Origin of the sequence: Pusillimonas minor (assembly GCF_014237865.1) — a bacterium.
GTDB classification, from domain to species: domain Bacteria; phylum Pseudomonadota; class Gammaproteobacteria; order Burkholderiales; family Burkholderiaceae_B; genus Neopusillimonas; species Neopusillimonas minor.
Window position 1 is genome coordinate 336,658 of the sequence record NZ_JACJUU010000001.1, and the last position, 15,896, is coordinate 352,553.

Consider the following 15,896-nt stretch of genomic DNA (forward strand, 5'->3'; position numbering starts at 1 on the left):
CAGGCGTATAAGCCGTCGTCGACAACACCCGGGCCCAGGCACACAATGCCTGATGGCCCGTTTTTTTTACCTTCTGGTTCTCTGGCAAAATGCGTCGCTGCCACAAGCAGTCGCTGCCCCCACAACGCGGGCGCGAATTAATCGCGTAAAAAAAAATGCACTGGCTGCTTTCGGCGCGCTGCCCAGGCGTCAGCATTCTCCGCATGAAGTCTGGGCGCCGCAACACGGTACCGGGCTGATCGAATTTTTGCTGGTGGCCATACCTTTGCTGGTAACCGCTCTGGGCGGCATAGAAATTTCGCACTGGATGTTCACCCGGCAAACCATCAGCGTGGCGCTGGTCGAAGCAGGCCGTGCAGGAAGCACCGAACACGCCAACCCATTGTCTATTGCGAACGCCTTCGAAGCCGCGCTAGGGCCGCTTTACCCCGGCACCGCCAACCTGTCGTCAGCCCAGCGCGTTCAACAAGCGCTTGAACGACACCGTCGGCATCACGCAACACTGCCCTGGCACATTCAAATTGTATCGCCCTCGGCAGCAGCCTTCGACGACTTTAAAACAGTAGCGCCAGACGTACGACACCCCGGCGGGTTGCCCACCATTAACAACAGCTACCAATTCGAACAGGACGCCGCGCACCGTCAACAAGGCCGCCCCAACGGCACAGGCCCACGATCGGCCCAGACTATCTACCAGGCCAATGCGCTTATCTTAAGGTTGACGTACCGCTACAAACCCTTACTGCCCGGCCTGGAGGCCATCGTGGGGCATACGCCGGCGCTCACGCAAGAAGCCGTCATTGACATGCAATCGCACCCGGTACTCTGGCCCGATGATCCATCAGGCCGGGTTACGCGTGCACCCGACACCGCAGCACACCGTCATTGGCCCGTCACCGATACCGACGCGCCGCAGCCGCCGGCAGAGCACGGCACCACAGGCCCACCCGCCAACGACTATGGCGAAGGCTCCCCGGAAGGCAGCAGCGCGGGCGCTGGAAACAACGATGGCAGCGGAAGCAGCAACACCGGCGATCACCTGGTGCCAGGGGACGGCGGTGAAGGCGCAAGCGATAGCAACAGTGGCGCAGAAGGCGAGGGAGCCTCGCCTGGGGAGAGTCAGGGGGAAGGCTCGTCGGAGGGCAATATATGCACGAATACATCGCCCTCTTTGACCATACCCAACTCGAATCTGGCGCGCTCTTCGACGGCGGCCGTACCCGATTTAAGGTCTTGAACCTCGGCCGCCAATGCGTTGTTACGCGCGGCCAAGGCTTCGTTTTTCTCTTCTTGACGGGCAAGCTGCTGTTCTAGTTCGCTGACCCGGGCCCAACTGCCCTTACCCCACCACAGGGGGTACTGTATGGCCGCAGCCAATATCACCAGAATCAACAGAACAAGGCGCATCAGCCTGCCCTACAAAAATTAACGCAGGTTGTAGAACGCGTCGCGACCAGGATACGAGGCCACTTCAGCCAGCTCTTCTTCGATGCGAAGCAACTGGTTGTACTTGGCCATACGATCGGAACGTGACAGCGAACCGGTCTTGATTTGCATGGCGTTGGTGGCCACGGCAATATCGGCAATGGTCGAGTCTTCGGTTTCGCCCGAGCGATGCGAAATAACGGCCGTGTAGCCTGCGCGTTTGGCCATTTCGATGGCGGCGAAGGTTTCGGTCAGGGTGCCGATCTGGTTGATTTTGATCAGGATAGAGTTGGCGATGTTCTGGTCAATACCCTGCTTGAGGATTTTGGTGTTGGTCACGAACAGGTCGTCGCCCACCAACTGAACCTTTTTACCCAACTGCTGTGTCAGGATCTTCCAGCCTTCCCAGTCATCTTCGGCCATACCGTCTTCGATGGTGATGATGGGGTACTTGTCGCACCAGGTCGCCAGCAAATTGGCGAAATCGGCGGCTTCGAGCGAAACACCACCCTCGCCGGCCAGGTGATACTTGCCGTCGCGATAGAACTCGGAGCTGGCGCAATCGAGGCCCAGGGCAATTTGCGAACCCGCTTCGTAGCCGGCGGCTTCGATGGCCTGCAAAATAAGCTGGATGGCTGCTTCGTGGTTGGCCACGTTAGGCGCAAAACCACCTTCGTCACCGACGGCAGTCGACATCCCCTGGTCGTGAATCAGTTTTTTAAGGGCGTGGAACACTTCGGCGCCCATTTGCAGCGACTGGCGGAAGCTGGTGGCGCCCACCGGCAAGATCATGAATTCTTGCATGTCGAGCGTGTTGTTGGCGTGTGCGCCGCCGTTGATAACGTTCATCATGGGCACAGGCATTTGCATGGGGCCGCTGCCGCCAAAGTAGCGGTACAACGACAGACCTGAGTCGTCGGCGGCGGCGCGGGCCACAGCCATACTGGCCGCCAGAATGGCGTTGGCGCCCAGGCGGCTTTTTGACTCGGTACCGTCAAGTTCGATAAGCGTACGGTCGACAAAGGTTTGCTCTTGAGCGTCGAGCCCCATGAGCGCTTCGGAAATTTCGGTATTAAGGTTTTCGACAGCCTTGAGTACGCCCTTGCCCAGGTAACGGCTTTTGTCGCCGTCGCGCAGTTCGATGGCTTCGCGAGCGCCTGTCGAGGCCCCCGAAGGCACGGCGGCACGGCCCATGGCACCCGACTCAAGCAACACGTCGCACTCGACGGTAGGGTTGCCACGCGAATCAAGAATTTCGCGCCCGATAATATCTACGATTGCACTCATTGAATGTCCTGTGAAAAAAATAAAATAGCGTTAATTAACAGTAATGGATTGTACTTCGAGCAGACGAACGCCCTTACCGGAGCGACACCTTTTCAAGGTGCTCTACAGCCCGTACCCGCCAGCCCAGCTCGTCTTTAATACGGCAACGCAAGGCATCGGCCGCCTCGGGTTCGCCGTGTACCAGAAACGTTTCGCGCGGCGGGCGCCGAAAGCCGCCAAGCCAGCGCATGATTTCGTCGGCGTCGGCATGTGCCGATAACATCGACAGGTTGTCGAGCTCGGCTTTAACGGGGATATATTCGCCGTGTATTTTAATCGTCTGTGCCCCGGCCAGCATTTTTGCGCCGCGAGTGCCGGCCGCCTGGTAACCCGCAAACAAAATAGATGACCGCGGATCGGGGGCAAACCGCTTGAGGTGATGCACGACCCTGCCCCCGGTGGCCATGCCACTGGCCGAAATAATGATTTTTGGCATGACCGAGGCGTCTAGCGCCTTGGATTCGTCAACACTTTCGATGTATTCGGCAACCTGGTTGACCTCGTTGACTTGCGCCCGGGTAAGTTTTTGCTCGCCGGGATGATCGCGGTGTACACGAACCGCACTTAACGACATCGGGCTGTCGAGGTAAATGGGCATGTTCTCGGGCAGACGGCGTTCGCGCCGTAATTTGTGCAGGTAATACAGCAATAACTGCACACGCCCCACGGCAAACGCCGGGATCACGACAGTACCCCCACGCTCGGCCGTGCGCCGGATAATATCCTCAAGGACGGCTTCGGGGGGGCTGGCGTCGTGACTGCGGTCGCCATAGGTTGACTCGAGCACCAGGTAATCGGCTTCTTCCACCACGTCGGGGTCGGGCATGACCGGATCGTTATACCGGCCTAAATCACCCGAAAACACCAGCTTTCGGCCATCCCATTGCACTTCGACAATAGACGCCCCCAGAATATGCCCGGCACGATGCAGCTTGATTTTCAGTTCGTGGTCAATGGGGTGAAAGGCATCGCGCGCCAGCGGCTGGAACTGGCGAATGATTTTATGGGCCTCTTTGGTGGTGTATAGCGGCAAGGCTGGTTCGTGTGAACTGAGCTTGTGGCGATTGGCGAACTCGGCATCGGACTCTTGAATATGCGCGCTGTCGAGCAGCAAGATTTCGGCCAGATCGATGGTGGGCGCTGAGGCAAAAACAGAGCCCTTGAAACCATCGCGCCCCAGCCGCGGCAAATAACCGGAGTGATCGAGATGGGCGTGAGTAAGTACAACGGCGTTAATGCTGGCCGGATCGACTGGAAAAGGCGCCCAGTTGCGTTGACGCAAGAACTTGAGCCCCTGAAACAGGCCGCAGTCAACCAAAATGCGTTGCCCGTTTGACTCGAGCATGTGACGCGACCCGGTAACCGTGCCCGCCGCACCCAGAAACGATAACTCCATGGCTCCTCCGCCAGGTGATGATCAGTCGAGCTCGAACAGGCCGTTTTCTTTGACGCAGCGATCGATACTGACCAGTGATTTAAGCAAACCCGGCATTTGCCCCAGCGGAACGGCATTGGGGCCGTCGGACAGGGCCTGGTCGGGATTGGGGTGGGTTTCCATGAACAAACCGGCAATGCCAACCGCCACCGCGGCGCGCGCCAGGACCGGAACGAACTCGCGTTGCCCGCCAGACGATGTACCTTGCCCGCCGGGCAACTGCACCGAATGGGTGGCGTCGAATACGACCGGGCAGCCGGTTTCGCGCATGATGGCCAGTGACCGCATGTCGGACACCAGGTTGTTGTAGCCAAACGATGCGCCGCGCTCGCACACCATGATGTTACTGCCGTCGCCGCCGGCCGCAATAGCAGCATCGCGCGCCTTGTTTACCACCTGAAGCATGTCGTGAGGGGCCAGGAACTGCCCCTTTTTAATGTTGACAGGCTTAAGCGTGGCGGCACACGCCTGGATGAAGTCGGTTTGGCGACACAAAAACGCAGGCGTCTGAAGCACGTCGACCACCGCGGCGACGTCGTCGACCTGTGATTGATCGTGGATATCGGTAAGCACGGGCACACCCAGCTGAGCGCGAACATCGGCCAGAATTTGCAGGCCCTCTTGCATACCCGGGCCCCGGAAAGACTTGCCGGAACTACGGTTAGCCTTGTCGAACGAGCTTTTGTAAATGAACGGGATGCCCAGCTGTTGCGTGATTTCTTGCAGGCGACCGGCGGTATCGAAGGCCATTTGGCGCGACTCGATCACGCAGGGGCCTGCGATGAGGAAGAACGGCCGGTTCAACCCGGCTTCGAACCCGCACAGCTTCATGCCGAACCCTTGACCGGACGCTGGGCCTGGTGCTGGAGCGCGGCCTTGATATAGCCCGTGAACAAGGGATGGCCGTCGCGGGGTGTTGAGGTGAATTCGGGGTGAAACTGCACGCCCATGAACCAGGGGTGCGCAGGCAGCTCCATGATTTCGGGCAGTTGTTCGGTGGGGGTACGTGCGCTAATGACCAGGCCGGACTCTTCAAGGCGCGACACATAGACATTGTTGACTTCGTAGCGGTGACGATGACGTTCGTTGACTTCGTCGCCATAAATTTTATGGGCCAGTGTACCCGGGCGAACCGGACAGCGCTGCGCCCCCTTGCGCATCGTACCGCCCAGGTCGGACGTTTGATCGCGGCGCTCGACCTTGCCCTCGCGGTCTTGCCATTCGGTGATTAGAGCCACCACAGGGTGCGGCGTGGACGGGTCGAACTCGGTACTGTTGGCGCCACCCAGCTGGGCGACATTACGGGCAAATTCAATAACACCCAGCTGCATGCCCAGGCAAATACCCAGATACGGCACACTGTTTTCGCGGGCGTAGCGAATGGCAGCAATTTTGCCCTCGGTACCCCGCTTGCCAAAGCCGCCCGGCACCAGAATGGCGTCGAGGTGCTCGAGACATGCCGTACCTTCGGCTTCGATGACTTCGGAGTCGAGGTATTCGATGTTGACGTGGGAACTGGTATGAATGCCCGCGTGCACCAAGGCTTCGGTAAGCGACTTGTACGATTCGGTCAGGTCGACATACTTGCCGACCATGCCGATGGTGACCTCTTTCTTGGGGTGCTCGATGGCATCGACCATGCGATCCCAGACGGTGAGGTCGGCCGGTGGTGGCGACAACGCCAGTGCATCGCAGACGAGGTTGTCAAGGCCTTGTGCATGCAGCATGGCCGGGATTTTATAAATCGAGTCGACGTCCCAGACCGAGATAACGGCATCGAGCGGCACGTTGGAGAACAGCGAAATTTTGGCGCGCTCGTCGTCGGGGATGCGGCGATCGGCACGGCACAACAAGGCGTGCGGATAAATACCGATTTCGCGCAGTTTTTGCACCGAGTGCTGGGTAGGCTTGGTTTTGAGCTCGCCGGCCGACGCAATAAACGGCACCAACGTAAGGTGCACAAACGCGGCATTGTTACGCCCCAGGCGCAAGCTCATTTGGCGGGCGGCTTCAAGAAAAGGCAACGATTCGATATCGCCGACGGTGCCACCGATTTCGACAATGGCGACATCGGCTTCGCCCTGATAGGCCGCCTTGGCGCCACGGGCAATGAAGTCTTGAATTTCGTTGGTAATGTGCGGAATGACCTGAACGGTTTTGCCCAGGTAGTCGCCGCGACGCTCTTTGCGCAACACCGATTCGTAAATTTGGCCGGTGGTGAAGTTGTTGACCTTGCGCATGCGCGTTGAAATAAAGCGCTCGTAGTGGCCCAGGTCGAGGTCGGTTTCGGCGCCGTCTTCGGTGACAAACACCTCACCGTGCTGGAACGGGCTCATGGTGCCAGGGTCGACGTTGATGTAGGGGTCGAGCTTGAGCATGGTGACACGCAAACCACGCGACTCGAGAATGGCGGCCAATGAAGCAGCGGCGATGCCCTTACCCAGCGAGGACACTACCCCACCCGTTACAAATACATATTTGGTCATAAATCAGCGCCCGGTGTCGCCGGGCGGTAGCGGGAAATTGAAATTATAGCCGACGCAACCGGTTTCACAGCGGTTCGGTACGCGCAATCAGCCAGTCGCGCGCTGCACCGTTGACCCTAGGCAACAATGTCTGACGAACGCAGGCGTGATAGTCGTTCAACCAGACCACATCGGCGGGGGTCAGCAGACCGGCGTCAATGCAACGCGTATCGATCGGGCACAAGGTCAGGGTTTCAAATTTCATGAACTCGCCGAACTGTGTTTGTTCTGCCGGCTGACACACCACCAGGTTTTCGATGCGCACCCCCCATTGACCGGGCCGGTACACCCCAGGTTCGTTGGACGTAATCATGCCGGTTGCCATCGCCATGGCCGGCTTGATGGGGGTGCGATACGAAATGGATTGTGGCCCCTCGTGAACATTCAGGAAATAACCCACACCATGCCCCGTACCGTGGCCAAATTCGATACCGGCCTGCCATAAAGGCAACCGGGCGATTGGATCGAGCATGGGCGCGGCAATGCCCTTTGGGAAGTGCGCCTGGGACAAGGCAATCATGCCGCGCAACACCAATGTGAAGTCGCGTTTTTGTTCGGACGTGGGCGTGCCCACCGGCACGACCCGGGTGATGTCGGTTGTCCCCCCCAGATACTGACCACCCGAATCAATAAGCAGCAGGCCGTTGCCTTCGATGCGGGCATGTGAGCGCGGCGTGGCGTGATAGTGCGGCATGGCGCCATTGGCGTTATAGGCGGCTATGGTTGAAAAACTGGGCGAGACAAACCCCGGTCGGCGCGCCCGGGCTTCGGTAATTTTTTCGTCGATTGTCAGTTCGGTAATAGGTGTATTGCCCAATGCAGACTCAAACCACGCAAAAAATTCACATAAGGCCGCGCCGTCTTCGGCCATGGCTTCGCGAACATGGGCGATTTCCTCGGGCGTTTTGCAGGCTTTCAGCAAAATGCTGGGGTTGTCGGCCTCAAGGGGTTTGACAAAAGCCGCCGCCGAAAGCAGCCCCACCGTTGTACGAGCCGGATCAAACAGCAAAGTGTCGGACTCGGGCAAACATGACAAAGCCCCGCCAATGGCTTCATAGGGCTCGACAGTCACACCATCGGCGGCAAGCTGCGCAACCAGTTCGGGCGACAATTTAGAGCGGTCGACGAACAATGTGACGGCGTCAGTCCCCAACAAGACGTGCGCCAGAAAAACGGGGTTGTACGACACATCGGCGCCGCGCAAATTCAGCAGCCAGGCAATGTCATCAAGCGACGACAACCAGTGCCAACTTGCGCCGTGATCAAGCATCCGGGCGCGCACGGCCTGAATATTGGCAACGCGCGACCGGCAGGCATGGGGCGGCTTGTGCGCGAACACGGGCGCACCTGGCAAAGGCGGACGGTTGGCCCAGACTTTACCGACCAGGTCGAGATCGGTTTGCAAACGCAGGCTGCCGCCAGACAATGTGCTTTGCCACTGGCGATGTGCAGAAACGGCCAGCGTATTGCCATCGACAGCCACCTTGGCGCCTACAGGCAGATGGGCTACCAGCCACTCGGCAGGCGTTGGCACGCCTTCAGCGCCGGCCCGCATGGTCTCGATTCCGGTACCGTCCAGGTCATTCACCGCCTGCTCCCAGTAGCGGCTGTCTGTCCAGAGACCGGCAAACCCCGCCGTGACCACCACCGTACCTGCAGACCCTTCAAACCCCGACAACCAGGCCCGGGCCGCCCAGTGATCGGGCAGATACTCGGACAAATGCGGATCGGCCGACAGCACAACGCAAGCGTCTACCCCTTGCGTAGCCATGGCCTGTCGTAAAGCCTGCAGACGAAACTGGGGGGTGGAATCGGGGGTTAAATCAGCCACGGTATTTACTCAATCAAAAATACAAAAAAATAACGGCTTGCCCCGTTAACCAGGACAAGCCGCGTTTAAACCGAAAGGTTCAGGCAAACGCCGATACATCGATTTTGGCCGCTGTTTTGGCCCGAATTTCGTCAACCGTGACACCGGGTGCCATTTCGGTCAGTTTAAGCCCGGTCTGGGTCACTTCCATCACCCCAAGGTCGGTAATGATGACATTGACCACGCCAACGCCGGTCAGCGGCAGTGTGCACTCGGGCAACAGCTTCAGGTCTTCGGTGCCGTCTTTTTTGCGCGCCACATGTTCCATTAAAACCACCACACGGCTCACGCCCGCAACCAGGTCCATGGCTCCGCCCATCCCCTTGATCATTTTGCCGGGGATCATCCAGTTGGCCAGATCGCCCTTTTCGGACACCTGCATGGCCCCCAGAATAGCTAGGTTGATCTTGCCGCCCCGGATCATGGCGAACGATTCAGACGAAGAAAAAATTGACGACCCCGGCAACGTGGTTACGGTTTGTTTGCCGGCGTTGATCATGTCGGCATCCACCTCGCTTTCTTCGGGGAAGGGGCCAATGCCCAGCAAACCGTTTTCGGACTGCAGCCAGACTTCGACGCCCGGTGGCACGTAATTGGCCACCAAGGTCGGCAAACCAATGCCCAGGTTCACGTAAAAGCCGTCTTGAAGCTCTTTTGCCGCACGTGCGGCCATTTCGTCACGATTCCATGCCATGGTTATTCTCCTGCGTTACGTACGGTGCGTTTTTCGATGCGTTTTTCGGGGCTGGTGTTCAGCACAATGCGGTGTACGTAAATACCGGGCAAGTGGACGTCATCGGGGTTGATATCACCGATCTCAACCAGTTTCTCAACTTCAACAACCGTGACTTTCCCGGCCATGGCGACATCGGGGTTGAAATTACGCGCGGTTTTCCGGAAGACCAGATTCCCGCTGCGATCGGCCATATAGGCTTTCACCAGACACACATCGGGTTTGAGCGCCCGTTCGAGAATATAGCGCTCGCCATCGAACTCGCGCTCTTCTTTGCCTTCGGCCACCAGCGTGCCTACCCCGGTGCGCGTATAAAACGCCGGAATACCGGCCCCGCCGGCACGCAGCTTTTCGGCCAGCGTACCCTGTGGTGTGAATTCGAGTGCCAGCTCGCCGGCCAGATATTGACGCTCGAACTCTTTGTTTTCGCCCACATAAGACGAAATCATTTTCTTGATTTGACGGGTCTCGAGCAACTGCCCCAGGCCAAAGCCATCGACCCCCGCATTGTTGCTGACGCAGGTCAGGTTCTGAACCCCCGAATCGCGCAGCGCAGCGATCAGGGCTTCGGGAATACCGCAAAGCCCGAAACCACCGACGCCAATCATTTGATTGTCGGCCACAATGCCCTTCAGTGCTTCTGCGGCACTTGCATACACTTTGTTCATTAATGCTCCACCCTGAGTGTTAAAAACGTCGCGGCCAATACCGGCATCAACCCGGCCAGGGCCACTGCAAACTATACTTTAGCCGACACAGCTAAACAAAAAATCGTGCCAGTCGCTCAAGCTCGAAAGCCGTCCAGGGCGACGATTGCCCGGTTTCGCGGTCGGCCACCACCACCACATTTTTGCCCTTGGCGTATGGCACGCCCGGCTCGCCATCAACCTCGATGGTGACATCGAAAGTCAGGCTGGATCGACCGATTCGGGTCACGGTCATGAGCACAACCACCGTGGCCGGGTAAACCACAGACTTCAGGAAATCGAATGATGCGTGCGCCAGCAACGGTACGCGGCCCTGCGGAAAATAGACCTGCTCGGCTTCGAAGCACTGGGCGCGAGCCTCTTCGACATACTTGAAATACAGCGTGTTGTTGACGTGCCCGACGGCGTCCATATCGCCCCAACGCACCGGCATGACACACCGGAACACGCCACCTACCTTCAAGGGACAAACACTTGTTTCTTCTGACATAGTTAATTTTTTTGACGAAGCTGCTGTTTATTTAAAAAGCGCTCAAGCCGGCATACGGACCGCGCCCCCGCAAGAGGATAACAGTACAAGGCTGGAACGGCTGACGCGAGCTGCACTACAATCCCCACATACAACAGAATAATTCAACACGGAGAATTACATCCATGACTGAACGCGAATCAATGGAATACGATGTCGTGGTGGTTGGCGCCGGCCCCGCCGGGCTATCAGCCGCGATACGTATCAAACAGCTAGCCGCCGAAAAAGACCAGGAAATCAGTGTCTGTGTCCTGGAAAAAGGCGCTGAAGTTGGCGCCCATATCTTGTCCGGCGCCGTCATGGACCCAAAAGCCCTGACCGAGCTGATCCCCGACTGGAAAGAAAAAGGCGCGCCGCTGAACACCCCGGTCACCGAAGACAAGTTCCTCTTCCTTACCCAAAGCGGTTCGCGCTCTACCCCGGCCTGGATGCTGCCCGAGTGCTTCCAGAACCACGGCAATTACATTGTGCGGCTTGGCGAGGTCACCCAGTGGCTGGGCGAACAGGCCGAAGCTTTAGGTGTCGAGATTTTCCCCGGGTTTGCCGCTGCCGAAATCCTCTACACCGACGATGGTGCCATCAAGGGCGTTGCCACCGGCGACATGGGCGTGGCGCGCGACGGCTCGCACACCCCCAATTACCAGCCCGGCATGGAACTCCACGCCCGCTACACCCTGTTTGCTGAAGGGTCGCGCGGCCACCTGGGCCGCCAGCTCATCGAGCGTTTCAAACTCGACCAGGGCCGCAACAGCCAAAGTTATGCTATCGGCATCAAAGAAATGTGGGAAGTCGACCCGGCGCAATCGCGCCCCGGTCTGGTCATGCACACAGCCGGCTGGCCGCTCGACGCCGACACCTACGGCGGCTCGTTCCTGTATCACCTGAAAGACAATATTGTCGTGGTAGGCCTGGTTGTCGGGCTCGATTACGCCAACCCATGGCTGTCGCCCTTCGAAGAATTCCAGCGCTACAAAACCCACCCGGCCATCCGCCCCATCTTCGAGGGCGGCAAGCGTATCGCCTATGGTGCGCGGTCTCTTACCGCTGGCGGGTTGTTGTCTTTGCCCAAGTTTGTATTCCCCGGTGGGGCCATGGTGGGCTGTGAAGCCGGCTTTCTTAATGCGTCGCGCATCAAGGGCAGCCACGCCGCCATCAAAACCGGCGCTCTGGCGGCCGAAGCCGCGGTACAAGCCATTATGGCCGGCCGCAGCCACGACGAACTCACCGCCTACACCACGGCATTCGAAGCCTCTTGGTTGCACGACGAGCTGAACAAGGCCCGCAACTTCAAGCAATGGTTCAAAAAAGGCCGTACCGTGGGTACCGTCATGACCGGCATCGAACAGCTGCTGTTAAAAGGCAAAATGCCCTGGACACTGCGCAATAACAAGCCCGACCACGCCTGTCTGCAACCTGCGGCCGAATGCGCGCGTATCGATTACCCCAAACCCGATGGCAAGCTGACCTTCGACCGTCTCAGTTCGGTGTTTATTTCAAACACCAACCACGAGGAAGACGAGCCCGTTCACCTTACGTTAAAAGACGCGTCGGTACCGGTGTCGGTCAACCTGGCCAAATACGGTGGGCCCGAAGCGCGTTTTTGCCCTGCCGGGGTTTACGAGTTTATTAAAGACGACAGTGGCAGCGATCGCTTGCAAATCAATGCGCAAAACTGCATTCATTGCAAAACCTGCGACATCAAAGACCCGACACAAAACATTGTGTGGGTCACCCCGCAAGGGGGCGAAGGGCCGGTTTACAACGGCATGTAATACCGCCGGCGTTCTTCGCCCTTCTGTCGCTATAAAAATCAGCCTTTGTAAAAGGCTGTCCCAGGCTAAAAATAAACCCCGCTGTTTTTGCAGCGGGGTTTATTTTTTATCGGTCAAGCAATCGGCTGAGTAATGGCAGGTTTTTGTTTTTGTGATGCGCGGAGGTTTTGTTATGCGGCCACAGGCCGCATAACAAGACGCAAACGCCGTTACACCGATTTTGACAACTGGGTAAGAATGGCCGGGTTCTCGAGTGTCGAGACATCTTGGGTAACCTCTTCGCCCTTGGCCACAATACGCAATAGCCGGCGCATGATTTTGCCCGAACGCGTTTTAGGCAGGTTCTCACCAAAACGGATGTCTTTGGGCTTGGCAATCGGGCCGATTTCTTTGGCCACCCAGTCGCGCAGTTGCTTGGCCACCTGCACGGCTTCGTCGCCTTCGGGCAAGTCGCGTTTAAGCACCACAAACGCCACAATGGCTTCGCCTGTCGTGTCGTCGGGGCGCCCGACCACAGCGGCCTCGGCCACCAGCGGGTGCGAGACCAGTGCCGACTCGACTTCCATGGTGCCCAAACGGTGGCCCGACACGTTCAGTACATCGTCGACACGGCCCATAATCCAGAAATAGCCGTCGGCATCGCGCTGGGCGCCGTCGCCGGCCAGGTAATAGCCTTTGAGCTCGGGCGGAAAATAACTTTTCTTGAAACGTTCGGGGTCGCCCCAGATGTTGCGAATCATGGCCGGCCATGGCCGCTTGACGACCAGGAACCCGCCCATGCCGTTTTCAACATCGCCGCCTGCTTCATCGACGATGGCGGCTTCGATACCCGGCAGAGGCAGGGTGCACGAACCGGGCTTGAGCGGTGTCACACCGGGCAAAGGCGTAATCATGTGGCCGCCGGTTTCGGTTTGCCACCAGGTGTCCAGAACCGGGCAGCGCTCACCCCCCACTTCTTTGAAGTACCACATCCAGGCTTCGGGGTTGATGGGCTCGCCCACCGAACCGATAAGACGCAATGAGCTAAGGTCGTACTTGCGGGGGTGGACGTCGGGCTGGGCCTCGGACGCTTTGGTCAGTGAGCGAATCGCCGTAGGCGCGGTATAGAAAACCGTGACTTTATGACGCTGAATCATTTCCCAGAAACGCCCGGCATTGGGGTAAGTGGGCACGCCTTCGAACATGACTTGGGTCAGGCCATTGGCCAATGGCCCATAGGCAATGTAGGTATGGCCGGTAATCCAGCCCACGTCGGCCGTACACCAGTAGACGTCGGACGGCTTGGCATCGAACGCCCACTTGACCGTAAGCATGGCCCACAGCAAATAACCGGCCGACGAATGTTGCACCCCTTTGGGCTTGCCTGTAGAACCCGAGGTGTAAAGAATAAACAAGGGGTGTTCGGCATTAACGGGCACGGCGGGGCAATCGGCCGACTGGCCTTTGGCAACATCGTGCATCCAGAGGTCACGCCCTTCTGTCCAATTAACCGCGCCGCCTGTGCGCTTGTACACGACCACATGGCGTACCGCCTCGCAGCCCCCCATAGAAATGGCTTCGTCAACCGCAGGTTTAAGCGTGATTGCCTTGCCGCCGCGCATTTGTTCGTCGGCGGTAATGACGAGCGAGGCGCCAACATCGACCAGGCGTTCGTGGATGCTTTTTGACGAAAAACCGCCGAACACCACCGAGTGCGTAATACCCAAGCGTACGCAGACATGCATGGCCACGACGGCTTCGATGGACATGGGCAGATAAATAATGGCGCGATCGCCCTTTTTGTACCCCAGCGCCTTCAGGCCGTTGGCAAACTCGCACACGCGGTTGTAAAGCTCGCGATACGTGACTTGCGTGACATCGCCGTTGTCGGCTTCAAAAATAATGGCGGTTTTGTGCTCGGTCGGCGTACCCAAATGACGGTCAAGACAGTTCTCGGAGACGTTAAGCTCGCCATCGCCGAACCATTTGTAAAACGGCGGGTTCGATTCGTCGAGCACTTGTGTAAAAGGCGTTGTCCAGTTCAAGTTCTCTTTGGCCAACCGCCCCCAGAAACCCTCGGGGGAAGCTTGCGCCTCGGCGACGAGGGCCTTGTAGGCTTCCATCCCGGCAATATTTGCTGTTTTGACAAGCTCGGGAAAGGCGGGAAACACCCGGTTTTCTACCAGCACTGACTTAATTTGTGTGGACACGATGGTTGACTCCTTCTTGTTCGTCTGGATGACCCAATTCGCGATAAGTATCGCTCACCTGAACGCCGCGCGCAAAATTGATACGCATCAATATGACAAAACCGACGATAAAAAACAAACCCGTAAACAGCAGCGCCTGGCGATGATTGCCACTGGTTAGCCAGGTAACCAGCCCATAGCTGAACGGGCCGACAACAGCCGCCAGCTGAATGGCAAACGTCCATAAGGCATAGAACTCGGCCAGACGACCAGATGGCGCGAGCGCCCCCACCATGGCCCGGCCTGCGCTTTGACTGGTACCCATGCACAAACCGGCAAGCACGGCAGCCACCCAGAACACGCGGACATCGACGGCCAGATAAGCCACAATGACCATGACCATCCAGCCCACGAGGGTAATGGCCAAGGCAGGTTTATGGCCGACCCGGTCTTGAAAGTGACCAAACAGCAAGGCCCCGGCGGCCGCCGCAATATTGACGACAAAAACCAGCGCCATGGTCTGCGCCATGCCAAAGCCCATGGCCTCGGTGGCATAAACCGCTGCAAGGGTGATGACCACCGCAATCCCTGCCTGGTAAAACGCGCCGCACAACAGCAATAGGCGAAAATCAGGGAAAAAATGGCTGACCTCTTTCCAGGCGCGCGCCAGATGACGCAACGGCGAAACACGCTGCCGATGACTGGGCGCCGAGCGTTCTTGCAAAAAGACAAATGAAGGAATGGCTGACAGACCAAACAATACAGCCGTCAGGAGCATGACCCAGGGCACATAGACCGGCGCCTCGTAACCCTTTCCAGATAAAACCGATACCAGCAACAACGACAGCCCAAGCGCCAGCATGCCGCCAAAATAACCAAAACCCCAGCCCCAGCCCGAGACCCTTCCCAGACTGCCCGGGCGCGCGATTTCGGGCAAAAATGCAGCAATGACCGATTCGCCGACGCAATAACAGTAGTTTGAAACAGCCAGCACCAGCAGACCCGCCAGCACCATGCCTGGCCCGATGCCGGCCAGCAAACACGTCGCCAGTACACAACCCGCCGTACTTAAGAACAACACCCTGCGCTTGCGCCTGTGCGCGTCGGCATAGGTGCCCAGCGAAGGCATCGTGAACATCACCAGCAAATAAGACAACGACAACGCAGAGGTGAGCGCCAGCGTACCCCAGTCTTTACCTGCGGCGACGACCCCGACAAAATAAGTGTTGAAAACCGTAGTCAGTACAACGGTCGTGTAACCGGAGTTGGCAAAATCATAAAAGGCCCAGCTCCAGAACTCGCGACGCTTGACCCCGGGGGCCAACGCGCCCGACAACCCCCGATGGGCGGGGGGTTGTGCTGAACCAGGCCCGACTGCGTCTGGTGCCGACATAGACTAACGCCGG

General features: G+C 58.2%; 13 protein-coding genes. 2 read left to right on the forward strand and 11 right to left on the reverse strand.

What is annotated here, in order from left to right:
• Window positions 1–52: 52 nt before the first annotated feature.
• Entirely contained in the window at window positions 53–1,237 is a 1,185-nt protein-coding gene (locus GTU67_RS01775; RefSeq protein WP_185778470.1) for a TadE/TadG family type IV pilus assembly protein, read from the forward strand.
• On the opposite strand, the gene ftsB is transcribed toward GTU67_RS01775, so the two are convergent.
• From ftsB to GTU67_RS01820, 9 genes are all read right to left on the reverse strand, one after another.
• On the reverse strand, window positions 1,120–1,407 hold the full coding sequence (gene ftsB, locus GTU67_RS01780; RefSeq protein WP_093969039.1) for a cell division protein FtsB: 288 nt from the start codon (window positions 1,405–1,407) through the stop codon (window positions 1,120–1,122). The two genes, GTU67_RS01775 and ftsB, sit on opposite strands and share 118 nt — an antisense overlap.
• A gap of 18 nt (window positions 1,408–1,425) precedes the next feature.
• Window positions 1,426–2,712, reverse strand: coding sequence for a phosphopyruvate hydratase (gene eno / locus GTU67_RS01785; protein WP_185778471.1), 1,287 nt, complete (start codon window positions 2,710–2,712; stop codon window positions 1,426–1,428).
• A 73-nt stretch (window positions 2,713–2,785) separates the two neighbouring features.
• A complete protein-coding gene (locus GTU67_RS01790) occupies window positions 2,786–4,147 on the reverse strand; it encodes an MBL fold metallo-hydrolase RNA specificity domain-containing protein (RefSeq protein ID WP_185778472.1) in 1,362 nt (453 codons plus the stop codon).
• A gap of 21 nt (window positions 4,148–4,168) precedes the next feature.
• Window positions 4,169–5,017: a 3-deoxy-8-phosphooctulonate synthase gene (gene kdsA / locus GTU67_RS01795; protein ID WP_185778473.1), complete on the reverse strand. Its 849-nt coding sequence runs from the start codon at window positions 5,015–5,017 to the stop codon at window positions 4,169–4,171.
• On the reverse strand, window positions 5,014–6,672 hold the full coding sequence (pyrG, locus tag GTU67_RS01800; protein ID WP_185778474.1) for a CTP synthase: 1,659 nt from the start codon (window positions 6,670–6,672) through the stop codon (window positions 5,014–5,016). The genes kdsA and pyrG overlap by 4 nt, the downstream gene beginning before the upstream one ends.
• Window positions 6,673–6,736: 64 nt before the next feature.
• Window positions 6,737–8,542: an aminopeptidase P family protein gene (locus GTU67_RS01805; RefSeq protein WP_430458986.1), complete on the reverse strand. Its 1,806-nt coding sequence runs from the start codon at window positions 8,540–8,542 to the stop codon at window positions 6,737–6,739.
• Between the two features lie 79 nt (window positions 8,543–8,621).
• Window positions 8,622–9,275, reverse strand: a complete 654-nt coding sequence (locus tag GTU67_RS01810; protein ID WP_185778475.1) for a 3-oxoacid CoA-transferase subunit B — start codon at window positions 9,273–9,275, stop codon at window positions 8,622–8,624.
• A 2-nt stretch (window positions 9,276–9,277) separates the two neighbouring features.
• Window positions 9,278–9,982 carry a CoA transferase subunit A gene (locus GTU67_RS01815; RefSeq protein WP_185778476.1) on the reverse strand — a complete coding sequence of 235 codons (705 nt, stop codon included), beginning with the start codon at window positions 9,980–9,982 and terminating at the stop codon, window positions 9,278–9,280.
• Window positions 9,983–10,073: 91 nt separating this feature from the next.
• A complete protein-coding gene (locus GTU67_RS01820; RefSeq protein ID WP_185778477.1) occupies window positions 10,074–10,511 on the reverse strand; it encodes an acyl-CoA thioesterase in 438 nt (145 codons plus the stop codon).
• Between the two features lie 164 nt (window positions 10,512–10,675).
• On the opposite strand from GTU67_RS01820, the gene GTU67_RS01825 reads away from it, so the two are divergent.
• A complete protein-coding gene (locus GTU67_RS01825; protein ID WP_185778478.1) occupies window positions 10,676–12,322 on the forward strand; it encodes an electron transfer flavoprotein-ubiquinone oxidoreductase in 1,647 nt (548 codons plus the stop codon).
• Window positions 12,323–12,531: 209 nt separating this feature from the next.
• Here the strand turns inward: GTU67_RS01825 and acs are convergent, their stop codons facing one another.
• Both acs and GTU67_RS01835 read right to left on the reverse strand, forming a co-directional pair.
• Window positions 12,532–14,511: an acetate--CoA ligase gene (gene acs, locus GTU67_RS01830; RefSeq protein ID WP_185778479.1), complete on the reverse strand. Its 1,980-nt coding sequence runs from the start codon at window positions 14,509–14,511 to the stop codon at window positions 12,532–12,534.
• Window positions 14,495–15,883 (reverse strand): MFS transporter, encoded by a 1,389-nt coding sequence (locus GTU67_RS01835; protein ID WP_185778480.1) that lies wholly within the window; start codon window positions 15,881–15,883, stop codon window positions 14,495–14,497. Before GTU67_RS01835 ends, acs begins: the two co-directional genes overlap by 17 nt.
• Window positions 15,884–15,896: the final 13 nt, after the last annotated feature.

Excerpts from the sequence above, each read along its gene's own strand:
- GTU67_RS01775 (WP_185778470.1), top strand. The coding sequence starts at position 53 with ATGGCCCGTTTTTTTTACCTTCTGGTTCTCTGGCAAAATGCGTCGCTG.
- ftsB (WP_093969039.1), bottom strand. The coding sequence starts at position 1,407 with ATGCGCCTTGTTCTGTTGATTCTGGTGATATTGGCTGCGGCCATACAG.
- eno (WP_185778471.1), bottom strand. The coding sequence starts at position 2,712 with ATGAGTGCAATCGTAGATATTATCGGGCGCGAAATTCTTGATTCGCGT.
- GTU67_RS01790 (WP_185778472.1), bottom strand. The coding sequence starts at position 4,147 with ATGGAGTTATCGTTTCTGGGTGCGGCGGGCACGGTTACCGGGTCGCGT.
- kdsA (WP_185778473.1), bottom strand. The coding sequence starts at position 5,017 with ATGAAGCTGTGCGGGTTCGAAGCCGGGTTGAACCGGCCGTTCTTCCTC.
- pyrG (WP_185778474.1), bottom strand. The coding sequence starts at position 6,672 with ATGACCAAATATGTATTTGTAACGGGTGGGGTAGTGTCCTCGCTGGGT.
- GTU67_RS01810 (WP_185778475.1), bottom strand. The coding sequence starts at position 9,275 with ATGGCATGGAATCGTGACGAAATGGCCGCACGTGCGGCAAAAGAGCTT.
- GTU67_RS01815 (WP_185778476.1), bottom strand. The coding sequence starts at position 9,982 with ATGAACAAAGTGTATGCAAGTGCCGCAGAAGCACTGAAGGGCATTGTG.
- GTU67_RS01820 (WP_185778477.1), bottom strand. The coding sequence starts at position 10,511 with ATGTCAGAAGAAACAAGTGTTTGTCCCTTGAAGGTAGGTGGCGTGTTC.
- GTU67_RS01825 (WP_185778478.1), top strand. The coding sequence starts at position 10,676 with ATGACTGAACGCGAATCAATGGAATACGATGTCGTGGTGGTTGGCGCC.
- GTU67_RS01835 (WP_185778480.1), bottom strand. The coding sequence starts at position 15,883 with ATGTCGGCACCAGACGCAGTCGGGCCTGGTTCAGCACAACCCCCCGCC.